The following is a 22,841-nucleotide window of genomic DNA, read 5'->3' as shown; positions in this document are numbered from 1 at the left end:
GTGCTGGCGGTGCTGCCCCAGAACCTGCCGGCGGACGAAACCCGCACCGCCTATGAGGTGGTGGCCAGCGCCTTCCCCGAGACCGGGGATCTGCTGGCGCGCTTCCACACCCTGTCCCAGGTGGCGGACGAGGCCAGCCTGGAAGAACTCATGGTGGTACAGGAGCGGCTGGAGGCGCTGGACGGCTGGCGCCTCGACCAGAAAGTCACCGCCATTCTGGCGCAATACCGTATCGACCCGGACCGGCGCCTGAACACCCTGTCCGGCGGCTGGCAGCGGCGGGTCCTGCTGGCCCGGGCACTGGTCTCCGAGCCCGACCTGCTGCTGCTGGACGAGCCCACCAACCATCTGGACGTGCCGGCCATTGCCTGGCTGGAAGAGGCCCTGGCCCAATTCCGCGGGGCGCTGCTGTTTGTCAGTCACGACCGGGCCTTTATTCGCCGCATGGCGACACGTGTGGTGGAGCTGGATAGGGGCAAGCTGGTGAGCTTTGCCGCCAGCTACGACCGCTATCTCGATCTTAAGGAGAAGGCGTTGGAGGAGGAGGAGCGCCAGAACGCCCTGTTCGACAAACGCCTGAAGCAGGAAGAGGCCTGGATCCGCCAGGGTATCAAAGCCCGGAGAACCCGCAACATGGGGCGTGTCAGGGCGCTGAAAGCCATGCGGGAGGAGCGCCGGCAGCGTCGGGAGCGGGGTGGCACCGCCAGTTTCGCGGTTGAGGATGCGGCCCGCTCCGGCAAGCTGGTGGTAGAGGCCAGGGACGCCGGTTTCCACTATGCCGACGGCCAGGAAATCATCCGCAATCTGGACCTGACCGTCCTCCGGGGCGACAAGATCGGCCTGATCGGCGAGAACGGCACCGGCAAGACCACCCTGGTGCGCCTGATCCTGGGTGACCTGGCGCCGACCCAGGGCCATATCCGGCTGGGGACCAATCGCGAGGTGGCCTATTTCGACCAGTTGCGCAGTGAGCTGGACCTGTCCAGCAACGCCCTCGACAACCTCTCCGAGGGCCGGGAGTTCATCGAGATCAACGGCCAGCAGAAGCACGTGCTGGGCTACCTGCAGGAATTCCTGTTCTCACCAGAGCGGGCCCGTTCACCGGTAAGCGTGTTCTCCGGTGGCGAACGGGCGCGGCTCTTGCTGGCCAAGCTGTTCAGCAAGCCCGCCAATATCCTGGTACTGGACGAGCCCACCAACGACCTGGACGTGGAAACCCTGGAACTGCTGGAATCCCAGCTGGTGGAATTCAAGGGCACGGTGCTGGTGATCAGTCACGACCGGGAGTTCCTCGACAACGTGGTGACCGACACCCTGTTCCTGGACGGCACCGGCACCGTGCGCAACTTTGTCGGCGGCTACACCGACTGGCGGCGCCAGGGCGGGGAGTTTCCGTCCGAACACAAACCTCAGCGCGGCGCTGGCAAGATCAGCCAGCCACCGGCCACCAGGGCGCCGGAGAAGGCCGCCGCCAAACCCCCCGCGGATAAGCCCAGGCCCGCCAAACTCAGTTACAAGTTGAAACTGGAGCTTGAGCAATTACCGGGCAGAATAGAGGCTCTGGAGGAGACCGCGGCAAGGCAGCGGGCCGAGGTCAACGATCCGGACTTTTACACCCGCCCCGCCGACGAGGTAACCCAGGCGCTGGAGCAGCTGGCTGCCACTGAGGCCAAGCTGGAAGCCACCATCGAGCGCTGGATGGATCTGGAGCAACAGGCCAACGAATGAACGTAACTTACAGCTTCAAACTGCAGGACAGCCGCACCATCGAATTCCGGGTCACGGACCAGCCGGTACCGGCGAATTCGGCGAAAAACCTGCCCCAGTGGACCAGGCTGGCTCACTGCCAGTGTTCCAATTGCCCCCTGCGCAAATCCGAGCACGCCCACTGCCCAGCGGCGGTGGCCATGCTGCCGGTGGTGGAAGCGTTCAAGGATGAGGATGCCTACCAGCGGGTGGCGGTGACGGTGCAGGACGAGCGCCGCAGCTATCAGAAGGAAACCGCCCTGGAAGAAGCGCTGCGATCACTGCTGGGGTTGAAGATGGCCACCAGCGGCTGTCCCGTGCTGTCGGAACTCAAGCCCATGGCGGTGCATCACCTGCCGTTCGCCAGTTCCGACGAGTTCATCATGCGCAGTGTGTCCCATTACCTGCTGCAGCAGTACTTCGAGAAGCGCAGCCATCGGCAGCCGGACTGGGAACTGAAAGGTCTGGTGGAGCGCAACCAGCGGTTGCAACTGGTGAATCAGGCGCTGTGGCAGCGCATCCATTCGGTGTGCCAGGGCGACAGCAATCTCAAGGCCCTGCTGAATTTCTTCTCGATGGCTTCGAGCGTCAGTTTTTCGCTGGAAAGCCAGCTTCGCAAGCTGGCCTCCCGCATTCAGGGCGAAGCGGCGCCCTGATCACTGGATTCTCACCGCCAGCACGTCACAGACCGAGCCGTGCAGGACGCCGTTGGCGGTGGAGCCCAATAGCAGCTGGAAGCCCTTGCGGCCATGGCTGCCCACGATGACCAGGTCGATGTCCATATCCTCAGCCAGCCGGTGAATTTCCGATTCCGGTCGGCCTACCGTGGCGATCTGGTTCTCCTTGCTGACGTTGTATTCCTTGCCGTAGCTTTCCAGTTGCGCCTTGGCGGCTTTATCGAGCTGGTCCTGGAGTTCTGTCAGGTCCATGGGAATGTCCCCGCCGTAGGCATACCCCACCGGCTCCACCACATGCACCAGCACCAGTTCCGCCTGATGGGCTTCCCGCATCATCTGGGCTTTCTTGAGAACCTGTGGCGCCTCCTCGGTCAGGTCGATGGCGACCAGAATCTTGCTGTATTGGCTCATGACAGTGCGTTCCTCCATTACGGTAACCGGATGGTTCCGGCCCTTGGCCGGACAGAGTTCCATACCCCAACTGTAGGTCAGATTGGCGTTTTCTTCACTGACCGGGGTCAAGACAATGGCGGGTGACCGGAGCTGAGCAAGGAAGGAGAGGTCGGGGAGGGGCCGGGTGGCCCCTCCGGGGCAGGCAGCGGATCAGGCGGTGGCTTTCAGCATGGCGATGGTGTCGGACAGGCCTTCCAGGATGCCCTTGGAGTAACGATCGATGATGAAAGGCACGTTGTCGTCGTTGAAGTTGATGTAGGAGCTGCGGATGAACTGCCATTTCGTCGCCACATCGTCCACCGCCCGGCGCACTTCTTCACTGGTCTCGCCGGCGGTCAGGGTCTGGATCAGGGTGTCGAAGGTGCGCGCCTGCTCGTCCAGGGCGGCTTCGGTGGCCGAGCCCTGGAAGGTCTGCGATACCGACGAGTAGGAGCGGGCGGAGTACTTGGCCATCATCTTGGCCATCAGCACGGCTGCCGAACGGGCCGCCTCGATACGGGGGCTGCTGGCGTCCGGCCGGGCCTCACGGCCGGAGCTGTAGAGCTGGGATGAGATAACGCTCAGTTCTTCGGCCTCGTTGGCCATCTCGGACACCAGGCGAAGGTCGGGATAGCCGTTGGTGCGGACATCGTTGATGTTCTGGCGCATCAATTCCTTGAAACGCTCGAATTCGGTGGTCAGTGCGCCGAGCTGGTCGCTGTTGAAGATGTCCTGGCCGGATTCGTTGATGGCGTTCAGTGCGCTGTTGGCGCTGTTGATTCCTGCCACCACCTCGTTCAGGGTGTCGGTGGCGCCGGAGGCACTGAACTGGTAGTAGGCGTTCAGCGCAACAAAGTTGTTGATGCGGAATTCATGGAGATTGGAGAGAGCGTCGGATTCCTGGGCCTTCACGGTCAGGGAGACACAGGCCATGAGAAGGCAGGTGATAATCAGTGAGCGAATGCGGGTGTCTTTCATCGGAAGCATCTCCGTTGGTGTCCGTATTATTATTGTGCAGAGCCCTTGGGCTGGTGATGCCTGACCTTCTCAGGTGACGCTGCAAACGCTGGCGGGTCCCCCGGTACTGGCACCTTGTTCTGGCGGCTGTGATACTAAAGTCTGAAACAGAACTTAATGTAACTGGCAGCGCCAAGCAAGCGGTTTTGCTGGTAATCCGGTCTTCAAATGTAAAGAAATAAAAAACCGGAACCTGTGTTACTTGTTTTTTTACGACGGCTTGGTCAGGCGCTGTTGCCGTCGTTCCGCGAAGAAACAAATTGACAAACGGGCGGTTTTTTTTCATCGTGTGCCCTCGCGATTCAAACGACTGTATGAATTTTGGATCGACCGATCGGGCAGTGACCGAATTTTCGCTGCAAACACGGACCCGAACCGACGCCGGTTCGGGCCGCAAGCAGTTTCCAACACAGACTGGAGATCAGTTGATGATTTACGAAGGTAAAGCCATCACGGTTAAAAAGATCGAAGGCGGAATCGCTCAGCTGAACTTCGACTTGCAGGGCGAGTCGGTGAACAAGTTCAATCGCCTTACCATCGAAGAGCTCGGCGCCGCTACCGACAAACTGAAAGCGGAAAAGGGCATCAAGGGCCTGGTTGTTACCAGCTCCAAGGACAGCTTCATCGTGGGCGCGGACATCACCGAGTTCACCGATCTGTTCGCCGGCTCCGAAGAAGAGCTGGTGGCCAACAATCTCAAAGCCAACAGCGTTTTCAACGCCATCGAGGATCTGCCTTTCCCCACCGTGACCGCCATCAACGGCATGGCCCTGGGCGGCGGCTTTGAAATGTGCCTGGCCACTGACTACCGGGTCATGAGCTCCAAGGCCAAGGTGGGTCTGCCGGAAGTCAAGCTGGGCATCTTCCCGGGCTTCGGCGGCACCGTGCGCCTGTCCCGCCTGGTGGGTGTGGACTATGCCGTGGAGTGGATCAGCGGCGGCACCGAGAACCGTGCCGATGCGGCCCTGAAAGTGGGTGCCGTGGATGCCGTGGTGGAAGGCGACAAGCTGGTCGACGCCGCCATCAAGATCATCAACCAGTGCAACGACGGCAAGTTCGATTACCAGGCCCGTCGTGAAGAGAAGAAAGGCAAGATCAAGCTCAACGCCATGGAAAGCATGATGGCGTTCGAGATCTCCAAGGCCTTCGTGGCCGGCAAGGCCGGCAAGAACTATCCGTCTCCGGTGGAAGCCATCAAGGTCATGCAGAAGCATGCCGGCATGAACCGGGACCAGGCCATCGAAGTGGAGGCCAAGGGCTTCGCCAAGATGGCCAAGACCAACACCGCCGCCTGCCTGGTGGGCCTGTTCCTGAACGACCAGGAACTCAAGAAGAAGGCCAAGGCCTGGAGCAAGGAAGCCAACCAGCTCAAGCAGACCGCCGTACTTGGCGCCGGCATCATGGGTGGCGGCGTGGCCTTCCAGTCTGCGCTGAAGGGCACCCCGATCATCATGAAGGACATCAACCAGGACGGCATCGCCCTGGGCCTGAAGGAAGCCAAGAAGCTGCTGGCCAAGCGGGTCGAGAAAGGCAAGATGAACCCCGACCAGATGGCCGACGTGCTCAACAATATCACCCCGACCCTGAACTATGGCGACTTCAAGAACGTCGACCTGGTGGTCGAGGCCGTGGTCGAGAACCCCAAGGTCAAGGACGCTGTGCTGCGTGAGACCGAGGACGCGGTCCGTGAGGACACCATCCTCACCTCCAACACCTCCACCATCTCCATCGACCTGCTGGCCAAGAACCTCAAGCGTCCGGAGAACTTCTGCGGCATGCACTTCTTCAACCCGGTGCACATGATGCCCCTGGTTGAGGTCATTCGCGGCAAGAAGACCAGCGACAGGGCCATCGCCACCACCGTGGCCTACGCCACCGCCATGGGCAAGACCCCGATCGTGGTGAATGATTGCCCGGGCTTTTTGGTCAACCGCGTGCTGTTCCCGTACTTCGGCGGTTTCGCCGGTCTGGTCCACGACGGCGCCGATTTCCAAAAGATCGACAAGGTCATGGAGAAGTTCGGCTGGCCCATGGGCCCGGCCTACCTGCTGGACGTGGTGGGCATGGACACCGCCAAGCACGCCAACGAAGTGATGGCCGAAGGTTTCCCGGACCGCATGAAGGATGAGCGCAAGACCGCCATCGATGTGATGTACGAGAACAAGCGCTACGGCCAGAAGAACGACAAGGGTTTCTACAAGTACGAGACCGACAAGAAGGGCAAGCCCAAGAAAGTGGTCGACGAGGAAACCTACAAGCTGATCGAGCCTGTGGTTCAGGGCAAGAAGGACTTCGAGGAAGACGACATCATCGCCCGTATGATGATTCCGCTGTGCCTGGAAACCGTTCGCTGCCTGGAAGACAAGATTGTTGAGTCACCGGCAGACGCCGACATGGGTCTGATCTACGGCATCGGCTTCCCGCCGTTCCGTGGTGGTGCACTGCGTTACATCGACGACATGGGCGTTGCCGCATTCGTCGAGCTGGCAGACAAGTACGCCGACCTGGGGCCGCTCTACCATCCCACTGAAGGTCTGCGTGAAATGGCCAAGACTGGCAAGAAGTTCTTTGGCTGAACCCTGAACGAGATTTCCGAACGGAGACAGATCTATGAGCCTTAATCCGAGAGACGTTGTCGTCGTCGATTGCGTGCGGACTCCGATGGGTCGTGCCAAGAATGGTTGCTTCCGTAACGTACGTGCGGAGAACCTGTCGGCGGCGCTGATCGAAGCGCTGTTCGAACGCAACCCGAAGCTCGACCCGAAAGAAGTTGAAGATGTGATCTGGGGCTGTGTAAACCAGACCAAGGAGCAGGGCTTCAACGTGGCGCGGCAGATTTCTCTGCTGACCCGTCTGCCGCACGAATCCGCGGCCCAGACCGTGAACCGCCTGTGCGGTTCCGCCATGACCGCGATCCACACCGCCGCCCAGGCCATCATGACCGGTAACGGTGATGTGTTCATGATCGGTGGCGTTGAGCACATGGGCCACGTGCCCATGACCGAGGGCTTCGACCATAACCCGGCGGCCTCAAAGTATTCCGCCAAGGCCTCCAATATGATGGGCCTGACCGCGGAGATGCTGGCCAAGATGCACGGTATCAACCGTCAGCAGCAGGACGAGTTCGGCGCCCGCTCCCACCGCCTGGCCCACGAGGCCACGGTGGAAGGTCGCTTCAAGAACGAGATCGTGCCCATCGAGGGTCACGACGAGAATGGCTTCAAGGTGCTGATCGAGCACGACGAGACCATCCGTCCGGAGACCACGGTGGAATCCCTCGGCCAGCTCAAGCCGGCCTTCGATCCCAAGAGCGGCACCGTCACTGCCGGTACCTCCTCGCAGCTGACCGATGGCGCTTCCGCCATGGTGCTGATGTCCGCCGAGCGGGCACAGGCACTGGGCCTCAAGCCCATTGCCAGGGTTCGCAGCATGGCGGTTGCCGGCTGTGATCCCGCCATCATGGGCTACGGCCCGGTACCGGCCACCAAGAAGGCCCTCAAGCGTGCCGGTCTCAAGGTCGAGGACATCGACTTCTGGGAACTGAACGAAGCCTTTGCCGGTCAATCGCTGCCGGTCCTGAAGGACCTCAAGCTGCTGAACGTGATGGAAGAGAAGGTCAACCTGAACGGTGGCGCCATTGCACTGGGTCACCCGCTGGGTTGCTCCGGTGCCCGGATCTCCACCACCCTGCTGAACGTCATGCAGGCCAAGGGCGGTACCCTGGGTGTTTCCACCATGTGTATTGGTCTGGGTCAGGGCATTGCCACCGTGTGGGAGCGCCTCTGATCAGGGTTTGAGCACCAACCCCGAAAAGCCCGGCACCGCCGGGCTTTTTTATTGGACTGTGGTCCCAATCGGCCCGGAGGGCACAAATAATGGGTTGTCTTGCTCATCTTGACCCTGTAAAACAGAGCACCTATATAATGTGGCGCTCAGAGCCGTTGCCAGCCGCCTGATTTTTCTGCGAGTTTACTGTTGTCGGCATTATCGCCGTTCACCGCCAAGGATTCAGATCTCCGATATGGGTAAAAGTCTCGTTATTGTCGAGTCGCCAGCGAAAGCGAAAACCATCAACAAGTACCTGGGCTCGGATTTCATCGTCAAGTCCAGTGTTGGTCATATTCGCGACCTGCCGGTCAGCGGCAGCGGCTCCCATTCCGACCCCAAGGAACGTGCCCGCCAGGCGGCCCAGACCCGCAAGATGAATCCGGAAGAAAAGGCCGAGTACAAGAAGCGCAAGGCCCGTGAGCAGCTGGTGGCCCGCATGGGCGTGGACCCGGACCACGACTGGCGAGCCCGCTACGAAATCCTGCCGGGCAAGGAGAAGGTGGTCAGCGAACTCAAGCGTCTGGCCAAGTCCGCCGACCACATCTACCTGGCAACGGATCTTGACCGGGAAGGGGAGGCCATCGCCTGGCACCTGCAGGAGACCATTGGCGGCGAACCCGACAAATACCGGCGGGTGGTGTTCAACGAGATCACCAAACGCGCCATACAGGAGGCCTTCAAGGACCCGGGGTCGCTGGACACCCATCGGGTCAACGCCCAGCAGGCACGGCGGTTCCTGGACCGGGTGGTGGGTTACATGGTGTCGCCCCTGCTCTGGGCCAAGCTGGCCCGGGGCCTGTCCGCCGGCCGGGTACAGTCGGTGGCGGTTCGGCTGATTGTCGAGCGTGAGCGCGAGATCCGCACCTTCGTGCCGGAAGAGTACTGGCAGATGCACGCCGATCTGGACGCCAAGGCCGCCAAGGAGCCCATCCGCTTCGAGGTGACCCGCTACGGCGACAAGGCCTACCGCCCGGTCAGCGAAAGCGAGAGCCAGGCCCATGTGGAGCGCCTGAAGTCCGCCGATTTCAAGATCGCCAAGCGGGAAGACAAGCCCACCCGTTCGCGTCCCGGCGCCCCCTTTATTACCTCGACCCTGCAGCAGGCCGCCAGCAACCGGATGGGCTTCAGCGTCAAGAAAACCATGATGTTGGCCCAGCGCCTGTACGAGGCGGGCTACATCACCTACATGCGGACCGATTCCACCAACCTCAGCCAGGATGCCGTCAGCGGCGCACGTGACTTCATAGAGAAGCAGTTCGGCAAGAAGTACCTGCCAGAGTCCCCCCGGGTTTACGGCAGCAAGGAGGGCGCCCAGGAGGCCCACGAGGCCATCCGGCCCACCGACGTGAGCCGCCGGCCCGCCGACATCAGCGGTTTGGAAAAGGACGCCGAGCGCCTCTACGACTTGATCTGGCGCCAGTTCATTGCCTGCCAGATGGCGGACGCGGAATTCCTCAGCACCTCCGTGGTGGTGGCCGCCGGGGACTACGAGCTGCGGACCCGTGGCCGCATCATCAAGTTTGACGGCTTCCTCAAGGCCGCGCCCCAGTCCGCCAAGAAGGACGAGGATGTCTCCCTGCCGGATATTCGGGAGGGCGAGATGCTGGACCTGAAGAAGCTGGACCCGACCCAGCATTTCACCAAGCCCGCACCGCGCTATACCGAGGCCAGCCTGGTGAAGGAACTGGAGAAGCAGGGCATAGGTCGGCCCTCCACCTACGCCTCCATCATCTCCACCATCCAGGACCGGGGCTACGTGCGGCTGCAAAACCGCCGCTTCTACTCCGAAAAGATGGGGGACATTGTGACCGACCGGCTGTCGGAGTCCTTCTCCAACCTGATGGACTACGACTTCACCGCAAGGCTGGAAGAGGAGTTGGACGAGATCGCGGCCGGCGAAGTGGACTGGAAACGGGTGTTGAACAGCTTCTACGACCGCTTCAGCCAGCAGCTTGAGATAGCCAGCCAGCCTGACGAGGGCATGCGGGGCAATACCCCCACTGAAACCGACATTCCGTGTCCCACCTGCGAGCGGCCAATGCAGATCCGGGTGGCCAGCACCGGGGTGTTCCTGGGCTGTTCCGGCTACTCGCTGCCCCCCAAGGAGCGCTGCAAGACCACCATCAACCTGGTGTCCGGAGATGAGGTGGTCAGTGCCGACGACGATGTGGAAGGCGAGGGCGAGAGCCGGCTGCTGCGCAAGAAGCGCCGCTGCCCCAAATGCGGCACCGCCATGGATAGCTACTTGGTTGACGAGACCCGCAAGCTGCACGTGTGCGGCAACAATCCGGATTGCTCCGGCTATGAGGTGGAGAAGGGCAGTTTCCGCATCAAGGGCTACGATGGCCCCACCCTGGAGTGCGACAAGTGTGGCTCCGAGATGCAGCTCAAGACCGGCCGTTTCGGCAAGTACTTCGGCTGCACCAACACCGAGTGCAAGAACACCCGCAAGCTGCTGAAGAGCGGCGAGCCGGCACCGCCCAAGATGGATCCGGTGCCCATGCCGGAACTCAAGTGCGAGAAGGTGGACGACACCTACGTGCTGAGGGACGGCGCCTCGGGCCTGTTCCTGGCGGCCTCCAAGTTTCCCAAGAACCGGGAGACCCGGGCTCCCCTGGTGAAGGAACTCAAGCCCCACAAGGATGAGATCGATCCCAAGTACCATTTCCTGCTCAAGGCGCCGGAAAAAGACCCGGAGGGCAACCCGGCGGTGGTGCGCTACAGCCGCAAGACCAAGGAGCAGTACGTCATGTCGGAGAAAGACGGCAAGGCCACCGGCTGGTCGGCCTGGTACAGCCAGGGCAAGTGGCAGGAAAAAGACAAGTAGGGCGGGAGCGGACAAGCCCCGGGAAACACGACAGCCCTGACCCGAACACCTCGGGCCAGGGCTTTTTCATGCTCAGTTGCCCCGCAGTTTTCGCAGCCGCTCAAGCAGGGAGGAGGTGTCCCAGCGGCCGCCGCCCATGGCCTGCACGTCGCTGTAGAACTGGTCCACCAGCGCCGCCACAGGGATGGAGGCACCGGACTTGCGGGCCTCGTCCAGGCAGATGTCCAGGTCCTTGCGCATCCAGTTGACGGCAAAACCGTGGTTGTACTCGCCGGCGATCATGGTGTCGCCGCGGTTTTCCATCTGCCAGGACTGCGCCGCGCCCTTGGAAATCACCTCCAGCACCGCCGCAACGTCCAGGCCCGACCGTTCCGCAAAGTGAATGGCCTCGGACAGGCCCTGCAGCAGGCCGGCGATGGCGATCTGGTTGACCATCTTGGTGCGCTGGCCGGCGCCGACAGGGCCCATCAGCTTGACCGATCGGGCGTAATGGTTGATCAGCGGCTCGGCAGCGGCAAAGGCCTCCGGGTCACCGCCGCACATGACCGTCAGCTTGCCGTTCTCGGCACCCTGCTGGCCACCGGATACCGGCGCGTCGATGAAGCTCATGCTGTGCTTGCGGGCCTCCAGCGCCAGCTCCTCGGCGACGGTGGCCGAGGCGGTGGTGTGATCCACCAGCACGGCGCCGGGACGTGCGTTGGCGATGATGCCGTCCTCGCCCAGGTATATCTGCCGCAGGTCCGGATCGGCGCCGACACAGGTCATGATGAAATCCGCCTCTGCCACGGCCTCGGCAATGGTGGCGGCGGCCTGGCCATCGTGCTCGCCGGCCCACTGGGACGCACGGTTACCGCTGCGGTTGAACACCCGGACCCGGCAGCCCGCGGCCGCCAGGTGACCCGCCATGGGGTAGCCCATGACCCCCAAACCAATGAATGTGACCGCTTCAGACATAGTGTCAGTTTCCTTGTTATTGGTAGGCCCCAATAATTGCAGACTCGGCAGCAACAAAAAAGGCCGCTGTCTCCAGCGGCCTTTTCCGGTTCCGGCCGTGGCCGGTGAACGGTATTGCTTACTTTTCGGGCAGATCGCGCTCGGTGGGGCCCGTGTAGAGCTGACGGGGCCGGCCGATGCGGTAGTCGCCGCTGACCATCTCGTTCCAGTGCGAGAACCAGCCGATGGTGCGGGCCAGGGCAAAGATCACCGTGAACATGGAGGTGGGAATACCGATGGCCTTGAGGATGATGCCTGAATAGAAATCCACGTTGGGGTAGAGCTTGCGCTGTACGAAGTAGTCGTCTTCCAGGGCGATCTTCTCAAGCCGCTGGGCGATACGCAGCAGCGGATCGTCGTCCAGGCCCAGTTCCGCCAGTACTTCCTGGCAGGTCTGGCGCATGACCTTGGCGCGGGGGTCGAAGTTCTTGTAGACCCGATGGCCGAAGCCCATGAGACGGAAGGGGTCGTCCTTGTCCTTGGCCTTGGCCACGTACTTCTCGATGTTGGACTCGTCGCCGATCTCCGCCAGCATGTCCAGTACCGCTTCGTTGGCACCGCCGTGGGCGGGTCCCCACAGCGCCGCTATACCGGAGGCAATGCAGGCGAACGGGTTGGCGCCGCTCGAGCCCGCCAGACGCACCGTGGAGGTGGACGCGTTCTGCTCGTGGTCGGCGTGCAGGATGAAGATCCGGTCCATGGCCTTGGCCAGTACCGGGTTGGGCTTGTACTCCTCGCAGGGCACGCCGAACATCATGTACAGGAAGTTCTCGGCGTAGGAGAGGTCGTTCCGTGGGTACATGAAGGGCTGGCCATTGGCGTACTTGTAACACCAGGCGGCGATGGTCGGCATCTTCGCGACCAGGCGATGGGCGGTAATTTCCCGCTGCTGGACGTTGGTGACGTCCATCTGGTCGTGGTAGAAGGCGGACAGGGCGCCCACTACGCCACACATGATGGCCATTGGATGCGCGTCCCGGCGGAAGCCGTGGAAGAAGTTGCGCATCTGGTCGTGAATCATGGTGTGGTTCTTGACGGTGTCGCGGAAGCGCTGATTCTCTTCCGGGGTGGGCAGCTCGCCGTGCAGCAGCAGGTAGCAGACCTCCAGGTAGTCGGACTTCTCCGCCAGCTGCTCGATGGGGTAGCCCCGGTGGAGCAGCACGCCGTTGGCGCCGTCAATATAGGTGATCTTGGATTCGCAGGCCGCCGTGGACATGAAGCCGGGGTCGTAGGTGAACACCCCCTGCTGAACCAGGGCGCGGACGTCGATCACATCCGGGCCGGCCGTACCGGAGTAAACCGGTAGCTCGATTGATTTGTCACCCACCGAAAGCGTGGCTTTCCTGTCGGTCATGGTGCTCTCCTAATTTATCAGCATTTTACGGCGCAATTAGGGCTGTATTATTGCACAGGTTGCGCGCGCTCCGTCACCGCGAGCCAGTCCAGATGCTGCGTTGCTGGCTCGTTCATTTTTATTTCTTTATGCCTTTCAACGGGATGCGAGGCTCTTCCGATGGCCGTGCTGGGCGCTTGGATGTCAGGCTACAGTCCCGGATCTTTGCAAAGCTGGCGGCAAAATATAGGGAGTTGGCTTTTTTTGTCAATGGAAGCCGCTCATAAAGGCCAATGGGTGGCTCCTGGGGAGGGCGAGGGCGGAGAACGTCAGACTGTCCTTAGACCTAGGCAGCATTGACGAAAGATAGCCCTTCACAATGGTGGTCATAGCGCGCTCCAGGCACTGCAACCACACGTTCTTCGCGGGTTGCGCGTTTGTAATTGAAAGGGGTACTCCTTATAATCCCTAGCCCGGAATCGGGGACATTTCTTGCATTGGCGCCTGAAATGACGTCTGAGATGGCGTTATCCCTCCATTAGTCGATTAGCTTGCAACCCATTACAGCGGAAAACAGGCAGTCGCAAAGCTCTGAAGTGAAAAACGGTCTGTCACTCCACATCCTGTGGGTGGCTGGAACCAGGCTCGCCCGCCGAGCCGTACATACCAACCTCTCCGCATCGGCCCGGCCGACCCGCGGTACAAAAAAGAGAGTGTGAGAGCGCTGTGAATAGCAAACGACCAGTAAATCTCGATCTCGGCAAGTTTCATTTCCCGTTACCTGCCATCGTTTCCATCCTCCACAGGATCAGTGGTGTCGCCATATTCTTCGGCATCGCCTTCCTGCTCTACGGTCTGGACGTCTCCCTGAATGGTCAGGAGGGTTTCAGCCGGATTGAAGCCATCATGGACAGCTTCCTCGCCAAGCTGATCGTGTGGGGCATCCTGGTGATGCTGCTGTTCCATCTGGTGGCCGGCATCCGCCACCTGCTGATGGATATGGGGATCGGTGAAACGCTAGAGGGCGGTCGGCTTTCGTCCAAACTCACCATCGGTATTTCCGTTGTTCTCATCATTCTGGCAGGAGTCTGGGTATGGTTCGCACAGTAACGAATCTGGGTCGCAGTGGCGTTTATGACTGGATGGTCCAGCGTGTCACGGCCTACGTATTGGCGCTGTACACCTTGTTCCTGCTGGGCTTCATGTTGTTCACCGACGTGACCTACGAATCCTGGACCGCGCTGTTTGATCAGACCTGGTTCAAGATTTTCAGCCTTGGGGCACTGGTGTCGCTGGGCGCGCACGCCTGGGTCGGGCTCTGGACCGTAACCACCGACTACATCAAGGCGACGGCGCCACGCTTTCTGATTCAGGCGGCGTGTGGGGCGATCATGTTCGTCTACCTCGTCTGGGGTGTTCAGATTCTCTGGGGGCATTAAGACATGGCAAACATCAAGACCATATCCTATGACGCAATCGTGATTGGCGGCGGCGGTGCCGGTATGCGGGCCGCTTTGCAGCTGACCGAGACCGGCGTCAACACCGCGTGTATCACCAAGGTATTTCCCACCCGCTCCCATACCGTGTCGGCCCAGGGCGGCATTACCTGCGCGATTGCCAGTGCGGATCCCAACGACGACTGGCGCTGGCACATGTATGACACCGTCAAGGGCTCCGACTACATCGGTGACCAGGACGCCATCGAGTACATGTGCTCCGTCGGTCCCCAGGCCGTATTCGAGCTTGAGCACATGGGTCTGCCGTTCTCCCGCACCGAGCAGGGCCGGATCTACCAGCGCCCCTTCGGTGGTCAGTCCAAGGACTACGGCAAGGGTGGCCAGGCTGCCCGTACCTGTGCCGCCGCCGACCGCACCGGTCACGCGCTGCTGCATACCCTTTATCAGGCCAACCTGAAAGGCGGCACCACCTTCCTGAATGAGTGGTACGCGGTGGATCTGGTGAAGAATGGCGAGAACCAGGTGGTGGGTGTGGTCGCCATCGAGATCGAAACCGGCGAAGTGGCCTACATCAAGGCCAAGGCCACGGTACTGGCCACCGGCGGTGCCGGTCGTATCTACGCGTCCACCACCAACGCCCTGATCAATACCGGAGACGGTATCGGCATGGCGCTGCGGGCCGGCTTCCCGGTCCAGGACATGGAAATGTGGCAGTTCCACCCCACCGGTATCTACGGTGCCGGCACGCTGGTGACCGAGGGTTGCCGGGGTGAGGGCGGTTATCTGATCAACTCCGAGGGCGAGCGTTTCATGGAGCGCTATGCCCCCAACGCCAAGGATCTGGCCGGCCGCGACGTGGTGGCCCGCTCCATGGTGATCGAGATCCTGGAAGGCCGCGGTTGCGGTCCGGACAAGGATCACGTGCTGCTGAAGCTGGACCACCTGGGTGAAGAGACCCTGAATCTGCGTCTGCCCGGTATCTGTGAGCTGTCCCGCACCTTCGCTCACGTGGATCCGGTGAAAGAGCCGGTGCCGGTGGTGCCCACTTGCCATTACATGATGGGCGGCATTCCCACCACCGTGGGTGGCCAGGCGCTGACCCAGGATAAAGACGGCAAGGACCAGGTCATCGAAGGCCTGTTCGCCTGTGGTGAGGCTGCCTGCGTTTCCGTCCACGGCGCCAACCGCCTGGGCGGCAACTCGCTGCTGGACCTGGTGGTCTTTGGTCGGGCCGCAGGCCTGCACATCGAAGAGCGCCTGCGGGAAGGATTCGAGACCACCGATGCCACCGAAGAGGACATCCAGCGCGCCATGGCCCGCCTGGAGCGCCTGGACAACGCTTCCGAGGGTGAGAGTGTGGCGGAGGTCCGCAAGGATCTGCAGAACTGTATGCAGCTCTACTTCGGCGTATTCCGTGACGGCGACAGCATGGCCGAAGGCCTCAAGAAGCTGGACAAGATCGGTGAGCGTGTCCGCAACGTCAAGCTGGCCGACAAGAGCAAGGCGTTCAACACCGCTCGTATCGAGGCTCTGGAGCTGGACAACCTGTTCGAGGTGGCGTACGCCACGGCTTACTCAGCCATGGAGCGCAAGGAGAGTCGCGGTGCCCACGCCCGTAACGACTACACCGAGCGTGATGATGAAAACTGGCTGAAGCACTCAGTGTACTTCCCGCTCGAGAAGCGCCTGGGCAAGCGTGATGTCAACTTCTCACCGAAGACCGTTGACACCTTCCAGCCGAAGATTCGGACTTATTAAGGGGGACCCACAGATGTTGGTCAGCGTATACCGTTATAACCCTGAGACAGACAACGCGCCTTATATGCAGGATGTTGATCTGGACATCCCGGAAGGCAAGGACCTCATGGTCCTCGACATCCTGGCACTGCTGAAAGAGAAAGACCCCACCCTGGCGTACCGCCGGTCCTGCCGGGAAGGTGTCTGTGGCTCCGACGGCCTCAACATGAACGGCAAGAACGGCCTGGGGTGCATCACCCCCATGTCGGAAGTGGTCAAGAAGGACAAGCTCGTGATCCGGCCGCTGCCGGGGCTGCCGGTCATTCGTGACCTGGTGGTGGACATGAGTATCTTCTATGAACAGTACGAGCGGATCTCGCCGTACCTGATCAACGACAATCCGCCGCCGGCCATCGAACGCCTGCAGAGCCCGGAAGACCGGGAGAAGCTGGACGGCTTGTACGAGTGCATCCTGTGCGCCTGCTGCTCCACCTCCTGCCCGTCGTTCTGGTGGAACCCGGACAAGTTCGTCGGCCCGGCCGGCCTGCTGCAGGCCTACCGGTTCCTGGCGGACAGCCGGGACACCGCCAAGGACGAGCGCCTGTCCAACCTGGACGATCCGTTCAGCGTGTTCCGGTGCCGTGGCATCATGAACTGCGTCAGCGTGTGCCCGAAAGGCCTGAACCCCACAAGGGCAATCGGCCATATCCGTGACATGCTGCTGCAGCGCGCCACCTGACGGCAGGGATTGTCATACCCGCTATACTTGTTCGGAAGCTGACAGGTTACCCCCACAAGGCCGCAACGCGGCGGCCTTACACCAATGGCTTATAGCCGGTGGTGAATTCGGGTAGCAAACTACGGAAGCCGTGAGCCGGGCCCAAAAAGCCCGCTCACGGCTTTGCTGAGTATAAAAACCACTGGGGAACGGACAACATCCGTGTGAAATGTGGTGGCTTCAGTCGATCCCGTAGAATCCCGTATTGACTGTGACATAACAGTGGCCGACCATATTTGGCTCCCCCGCACCAGCCCAAGGTGAGCTATTCAAGATGCATGAAAGCGTAATGGAGCAGTTGTGGCAGACATCTCACCTCCAAGGTGGGAATCTGGCCTATGTCGAGCAGCTTTTCGAAACCTACCTGACTGACCCCAACGCGATCCCGGAAGAGTGGAGAAACTACTTCGACCGCCTGCCCAGCGTCGATGGCAAGGGTGGCAGGGACGTCGCGCACTCATCGATCCGCGAGCAGTTTGAACATATTTCTCGCAATCAGCGCTTCCTGGCGACCGGGGGCGTACCCGCCACCGCCACCTCCGACGCGGACCGCAAACAGATCCGTGTTCTGCAGCTTATCAACGCCTTCCGATTCCGTGGTCACCAGGAAGCGCAACTGGATCCTCTGGGGGTCTGGCAACGGCCCCGGGTCGAGGATCTGGAGCTGTCTTTCCATGATCTCTCGGACAGTGACCGCGACCTGGAGTTCCAGACCGGCTCGCTGGCGTTCGGCGCCGAGTCCATGAAGCTTGGTGAAATTTACGACGGCCTTCGGCAAACGTATTGCAGCAGCATCGGTGCCGAGTACATGCACGTGGTGGATACCCGCATCAAGCGCTGGTTCCAGCAGCGTATGGAGCCGGTGCGCTCCCGCCCCGAATACGAAGCCAATACCCGCAAGCACCTGCTGGAGCGGCTGACCGCCGCCGAGGGTCTGGAGAAGTACCTGGGGTCCCGTTACCCCGGCGTCAAACGCTTCGGCCTGGAAGGGGGCGAGAGTCTGATTCCGTGCCTGGACGAGCTGATCCAGCGGGCCGGCAGCTATGGCACCAAAGAGATTGTGCTGGGCATGGCTCACCGCGGGCGCCTCAACGTACTGGTCAACACCCTGGGCAAGAACCCCCGCGAGCTGTTCGACGAGTTCGAGGGCAAGAAGCTGGCAGATTCAGGCTCCGGCGACGTCAAGTATCACCAGGGCTTCTCCTCCAACGTCATGACAGAAGGCGGCGAGATTCACCTGGCGCTGGCCTTCAACCCATCGCACCTGGAAATCGTCTCGCCGGTGGTGGTGGGCTCGGTGCGCGCCCGCCAGACCCGCCGCAACGACACCAACGGCAGTCAGGTGCTGCCGATCATCATGCATGGCGACGCCGCGTTTGCAGGGCAGGGCGTGGTCATGGAAACCCTGCAGATGTCCCAGACCCGCGGTTATGGCGTTGGTGGCACCATTCACATCGTCATCAATAACCAGGTGGGCTTCACCACCAGCAAGCAGGAAGATGCCCGGTCCACCGAATACTGTACCGACGTGGCCAAGATGGTGCAGGCGCCCATCCTGCACGTGAATGCGGACGATCCGGAAGCTGTCCTGTTCGTGACCCAGATGGCCATGGACTACCGCCACGAGTTCAAGCGCGATGTGGTCATCGACCTGGTCTGCTATCGCCGCCGGGGCCATAACGAGGCCGATGAGCCCTCCGCCACCCAGCCGGTGATGTACGACAAGATCCGCAAGATGAAGACCACCCGCGAGCTCTACGCCGACCAGCTGATCGGGGCGGGCCTGCTGGATGAGGAAGAGACCAAGCGCATGGAGCTGGACTATCGTGACGCGCTGGACAAGGGCGATCACGTGGTCAAGTCGCTGGTCAAGGAACCCAACAAGGCGCTTTACGTTGACTGGCACCCGTACCTCGGCCACGAGTGGACCGCCAAGTGCAAGACCAGCGTGGGCCTGAAGACCATCCAACGCCTGGGCAAGAAGCTGAACCAGCTGCCGGAAGGTTTCTCCGTACAGCGCCAGGTGTCCAAGATCGTCGACGATCGCAGCAAGATGACCGCCGGTGCCATGCCCATCAACTGGGGCTACGGCGAGATCATGGCCTACGCCACGCTGCTCAATGAAGGCCACCCCATTCGGCTCACCGGCCAGGACGTTGGCCGGGGCACCTTCTCCCACCGTCATGCGGTGCTGCACAACCAGAAGGACGGCGAGACCTACGTGCCGCTCAAGCAGCTCTCCGACAAGCAGCCCCGCTTCGAGATCTGGGACTCCTTGCTGTCGGAAGAGGCAGTCATGGCGTTCGAATACGGCTATGCCACCACCCAGCCCGATGCCCTGATTATCTGGGAGGCCCAGTTTGGTGACTTTGCCAACGGCGCCCAGGTGGTGATCGATCAGTTCCTCACCAGTGGCGAGCACAAGTGGGGCCGGCTTTGCGGCCTGACCCTGCTGCTGCCACACGGCTACGAGGGCCAGGGCCCGGAGCACAGCTCCGCCCGCCTTGAGCGCTTCCTGCAGCTCAGCGCCGAGCACAACATCCAGGTCTGTGTGCCCACCACGCCGGCACAGACGTTCCATATGCTGCGGCGCCAGGTCAAGCGACCGCTGCGCAAGCCGCTGGTGGCGATCACGCCCAAGAGCCTGCTTCGTCACAAGGAGGCCACGTCCGGTCTGGACGACCTCACCGAGGGCACCTTCCAGACCGTGCTGCCGGAGAAGGAGCCTTCCGATCCGAAGAAGGTCAACCGCCTGATCATGTGCAGTGGCAAGGTCTATTTCGACCTGCTGGAAAAGAAGAAGGCCGAAGGCCGTGATGATGTGGTCATCCTCCGGATCGAGCAGCTGTACCCCTTCCCGGCGGACGACCTGGACGAGATCCTGAGCCAGTACACCAAGCTCAAGAAGGCGGTCTGGTGCCAGGAAGAGCCCATGAACCAGGGGGCCTGGTACTCCAGCCAGCACCACATGCGCAACGCGCTGCACAGGCTGGATCCCAAGCTGTACCTGGAGTACGCCGGTCGTGATGCCTCGGCAGCACCGGCGGCCGGGCACCTGTCCGTCCATATCGAAGAACAGAAGAAACTGGTCAACGACGCGTTTGAAATCTGACGAGCTACCGAACTAAGGATCAGAGATGTCAACAGAGATAAAAGCACCCGTTTTCCCCGAGTCGGTCGCCGAAGGCACAGTCGCGACCTGGCACAAGAAGCCCGGCGAAGCCTGTAGCCGTGACGAGCTGATCGTCGACATCGAGACCGACAAGGTGGTGCTCGAGGTGGTAGCCCCGGCGGACGGCGTGATTGAGGAGATCCTCAAGGACGAAGGCGACACCGTTGAGAGCGGTGAAGTGGTCGGCCGGTCCAAGGAGGGTGCCAAGGGGGAATCCGCACCCGCTGAAAAGGCGCCCGCCGACAAGGGTGATGGCAAGAAGGACGAGGGCCGTACCGAACCGGCCGGCGGTCCTTCCGAGCCCCGTGGCGAGGCCATTCTGAGCCCCGCCGCCCGTAAGCTGGCGGACGAGAACAATGTCGACCCGGCCGCAGTGGCAGGCACCGGCAAGGACGGCCGCGTCACCAAAGAAGACGTTCAGGCCCATATCGACAGTGGCAAGGCCCAGAAGCCGGCCGCCAGCCAGGCTCCGGCTGCCGCCGCTCCGGCCGCCGACATCCCCGCCGGTGAGCGTCCCGAGAAGCGGGTGCCCATGACCCGCCTGCGGGCCAGCATCGCCAAGCGCCTGGTCAGTGCCCAGCAGAACGCGGCCATGCTGACCACCTTCAACGAAGTCAACATGAAGCCGTTGATGGATCTGCGCAAACAGTACAAAGACAGCTTCGAGAAGCGCCACGGCATCAAGCTGGGCTTCATGTCGCTGTTCGTGAAGGCGGCCACCGAAGCGCTCAAGCGTTTCCCCATGGTCAACGCCTCCATTGACGGCAACGACATGGTCTACCACGGTTATCAGGATATCGGCGTGGCCGTCTCCAGTGATCGCGGTTTGGTGGTGCCGGTACTGCGTGATACCGATGCCATGGGCCTGGCGGATATCGAAAAGAAAATCGTCGAATATGGTACCAAGGCCAAAGACGGTAAGCTGGGCATTGAGGAAATGACCGGCGGCACCTTTACCATCTCCAACGGCGGTGTGTTCGGCTCGCTGATGTCAACGCCGATCCTGAACCCGCCGCAGACCGCGATCCTGGGCATGCACAAGATCCAGGAGCGGCCCATGGCGGTGGACGGTCAGGTCGTGATTCTGCCCATGATGTACCTGGCTCTGTCTTACGATCACCGCATGATCGATGGCAAGGAAGCGGTGCAGTTCCTGGTGGCGATCAAGGATATGGTTGAAGACCCGGCGCGCATTCTGCTGGACGTCTGAACCTGACACTCAACGAATCAGAAAACAGGATAAGTCATGTCTGATAAGTACGACGTTATTGTCATTGGGGCAGGTCCCGGCGGCTATGTTGCGGCCATCAAGGCCGCCCAGCTGGGTCTGAAGACCGCCTGCGTCGAGTCCTGGACATCCGAGGAGGATGGCAAGCAGGTGCTCGGCGGTACCTGTCTGAACGTGGGCTGCATTCCCTCCAAGGCTCTGCTTGAGATCTCCCACAAGTATGAGGAGGCTCATCACGACTTCGCCGACCAGGGCCTCGAGATCAAGGATCTGAAGGTCAACGTCGCCAAGATGATGGAGCGCAAGGCCGGCATCGTGAATCAGCTGACCGGCGGCATCGCCGGCCTGTTCAAGGCCAACGGCGTCACCTCCATACATGGTCACGGCAAGCTGCTGGCCAACCGGCAGGTGGAAGTCACCGACAAGAACGGCAAGACCACCGTCTATGAGGCCGACAACGTCATTCTGGCCACCGGTTCCGATCCCATCGAGATCCCGCCGGCGCCGCTGAAGGACGACCTGATCGTGACCTCCACCGGGGCTCTGGAGTTTGACGAAGTGCCCAAGCGCGTGGGTGTGATCGGTGCCGGCATCATCGGCCTGGAGCTGGGCAGTGTCTGGAACCGCCTGGGCTCAGAAGTAACCGTGCTGGAAGCCCTGGACACCTTCCTGCCGGCGGTGGACCAGCAGGTGGCCAAGGAAACCCTGAAGCACTTCAAGAAGCAGGGCCTGAACATCCAGCTCAAGTGCCGTGTGACCGGAACCTCGGTCAACCGCAAGGTCATCACCGTCAAGTACGAGGATGGCAAGGGCGAGCAGGAAATCAAGGTGGACAAGCTGATCGTGGCCGTTGGCCGCCGGCCCCACACCGATAACCTGCTGGCGGCGGATTCCGGCGTCAACCTGGACGAGCGCGGCTTCATCTTTGTCGACGACCACTGCCGTACCGATGCCCCCGGCGTCTGGGCCGTGGGCGACGTGGTGCGTGGCCCGATGCTGGCCCACAAGGCGTCGGAAGAGGGCGTCATGGTGGCCGAGCGGATTGCCGGTCACAAGCCTCAGGTCAACTACGACTGCATTCCCAACGTGGTCTACACCCATCCGGAAGTGGCCTGGGTCGGCAAGACCGAAGAGCAGCTCAAGTCCGAGGGTGAGGAATACAAGGTCGGCACCTTCCCGTTTGCGGCCAACGGTCGTGCCATGGCGGCCAACTCCGCCATGGGTCTGGTGAAGATCATCGCCGATGCCAAGACCGACCGCATTCTCGGTTTCCACGTTGTCGGGCCCCAGGCCTCGGAAATCGTGGCCCAGGGTGTGATCGCCATGGAATTCGGCTCCAGCGCCGAGGACCTGGCATTGACCTGCTTTGCCCATCCGACCCTCTCTGAATCCGTTCACGAGGCGGCGCTGGGTGTCAATGACGGCGCGATTCACATCGCCAACCGCAAGAAAAAGAAGTAACGCCAGACCGGAAGCCGGGATGTCAGCGGGGGCATCCCACAGGCTCAACGCCGGCTTCCGGCCGTTGCATAGATGCGCTGAGGTGATCCCCGGCGCATCGTCCATAACTCGCGGCGCGCGGGTTAGACTTCCGTAAATGGTTATCCTCCATCAAT

General features: G+C 61.4%; 16 protein-coding genes. 12 read left to right on the top strand and 4 right to left on the bottom strand.

Annotated features, from left to right (window positions below; genetic code table 11):
- A partial coding sequence (locus tag R3280_RS06665) for an ATP-binding cassette domain-containing protein (RefSeq protein WP_318997807.1) occupies positions 1-1,728 on the top strand: 1,728 nt, incomplete at its 5' end.
- A complete protein-coding gene (locus R3280_RS06660; protein ID WP_318997806.1) occupies positions 1,725-2,402 on the top strand; it encodes a DUF6901 family protein in 678 nt (225 codons plus the stop codon). The genes R3280_RS06665 and R3280_RS06660, both read left to right, overlap by 4 nt.
- Here R3280_RS06660 and R3280_RS06655 read toward each other — a convergent pair whose 3' ends face one another.
- Complete coding sequence (locus tag R3280_RS06655) at positions 2,403-2,834, bottom strand: universal stress protein (RefSeq protein WP_318997805.1); 432 nt, start codon at positions 2,832-2,834, stop codon at positions 2,403-2,405.
- A gap of 192 nt (positions 2,835-3,026) precedes the next feature.
- Positions 3,027-3,833, bottom strand: coding sequence for a hypothetical protein (locus R3280_RS06650; protein ID WP_318997804.1), 807 nt, complete (start codon positions 3,831-3,833; stop codon positions 3,027-3,029).
- Between the two features lie 467 nt (positions 3,834-4,300).
- Here R3280_RS06650 and fadB point away from each other — a divergent pair, with 467 nt between their 5' ends.
- From fadB to topA, 3 genes are all read left to right on the top strand, one after another.
- Positions 4,301-6,448: a fatty acid oxidation complex subunit alpha FadB gene (gene fadB / locus R3280_RS06645; protein ID WP_318997803.1), complete on the top strand. Its 2,148-nt coding sequence runs from the start codon at positions 4,301-4,303 to the stop codon at positions 6,446-6,448.
- Between the two features lie 34 nt (positions 6,449-6,482).
- Positions 6,483-7,658, top strand: a complete 1,176-nt coding sequence (gene fadA / locus R3280_RS06640; RefSeq protein WP_318997802.1) for an acetyl-CoA C-acyltransferase FadA — start codon at positions 6,483-6,485, stop codon at positions 7,656-7,658.
- Between the two features lie 235 nt (positions 7,659-7,893).
- On the top strand, positions 7,894-10,527 hold the full coding sequence (gene topA, locus R3280_RS06635) for a type I DNA topoisomerase (protein WP_318997801.1): 2,634 nt from the start codon (positions 7,894-7,896) through the stop codon (positions 10,525-10,527).
- A gap of 72 nt (positions 10,528-10,599) precedes the next feature.
- Here the strand turns inward: topA and R3280_RS06630 are convergent, their stop codons facing one another.
- The gene (locus tag R3280_RS06630; RefSeq protein ID WP_318997800.1) at positions 10,600-11,481 is read right to left on the bottom strand and encodes an NAD(P)-dependent oxidoreductase; all 882 of its coding nucleotides are present in this window, start codon (positions 11,479-11,481) and stop codon (positions 10,600-10,602) included.
- 118 nt (positions 11,482-11,599) lie between these two features.
- Positions 11,600-12,874 (bottom strand): citrate synthase, encoded by a 1,275-nt coding sequence (gene gltA, locus R3280_RS06625; RefSeq protein WP_318997799.1) that lies wholly within the window; start codon positions 12,872-12,874, stop codon positions 11,600-11,602.
- A 705-nt stretch (positions 12,875-13,579) separates the two neighbouring features.
- On the opposite strand from gltA, the gene sdhC reads away from it, so the two are divergent.
- The 7 genes from sdhC to lpdA all read left to right on the top strand — a co-directional run bounded on the left by sdhC (position 13,580) and on the right by lpdA (position 22,686).
- Positions 13,580-13,963 carry a succinate dehydrogenase, cytochrome b556 subunit gene (gene sdhC, locus R3280_RS06620; RefSeq protein WP_318997798.1) on the top strand — a complete coding sequence of 128 codons (384 nt, stop codon included), beginning with the start codon at positions 13,580-13,582 and terminating at the stop codon, positions 13,961-13,963.
- Positions 13,948-14,292, top strand: coding sequence for a succinate dehydrogenase, hydrophobic membrane anchor protein (gene sdhD / locus R3280_RS06615; protein WP_318997797.1), 345 nt, complete (start codon positions 13,948-13,950; stop codon positions 14,290-14,292). The genes sdhC and sdhD overlap by 16 nt, the downstream gene beginning before the upstream one ends.
- Positions 14,293-14,295: 3 nt before the next feature.
- Positions 14,296-16,068 (top strand): succinate dehydrogenase flavoprotein subunit, encoded by a 1,773-nt coding sequence (sdhA, locus tag R3280_RS06610; protein ID WP_318997796.1) that lies wholly within the window; start codon positions 14,296-14,298, stop codon positions 16,066-16,068.
- Between the two features lie 13 nt (positions 16,069-16,081).
- Positions 16,082-16,786, top strand: coding sequence for a succinate dehydrogenase iron-sulfur subunit (locus R3280_RS06605; RefSeq protein WP_318997795.1), 705 nt, complete (start codon positions 16,082-16,084; stop codon positions 16,784-16,786).
- A 313-nt stretch (positions 16,787-17,099) separates the two neighbouring features.
- Positions 17,100-19,937 carry a 2-oxoglutarate dehydrogenase E1 component gene (locus R3280_RS06600; RefSeq protein WP_318997794.1) on the top strand — a complete coding sequence of 946 codons (2,838 nt, stop codon included), beginning with the start codon at positions 17,100-17,102 and terminating at the stop codon, positions 19,935-19,937.
- Between the two features lie 25 nt (positions 19,938-19,962).
- Positions 19,963-21,207, top strand: a complete 1,245-nt coding sequence (gene odhB, locus R3280_RS06595) for a 2-oxoglutarate dehydrogenase complex dihydrolipoyllysine-residue succinyltransferase (RefSeq protein WP_318997793.1) — start codon at positions 19,963-19,965, stop codon at positions 21,205-21,207.
- Positions 21,208-21,243: 36 nt separating this feature from the next.
- Complete coding sequence (lpdA, locus tag R3280_RS06590) at positions 21,244-22,686, top strand: dihydrolipoyl dehydrogenase (RefSeq protein ID WP_318997792.1); 1,443 nt, start codon at positions 21,244-21,246, stop codon at positions 22,684-22,686.
- Positions 22,687-22,841 lie beyond the last annotated feature (155 nt).

This window comes from Marinobacter sp., assembly GCF_033722195.1.
In the GTDB taxonomy this organism is placed as follows: Bacteria; Pseudomonadota; Gammaproteobacteria; order Pseudomonadales; family Oleiphilaceae; genus Marinobacter.
The sequence above is the reverse complement of the archived record's forward strand: the minus strand, read 5'-3'. Positions and strand labels throughout refer to the sequence as shown.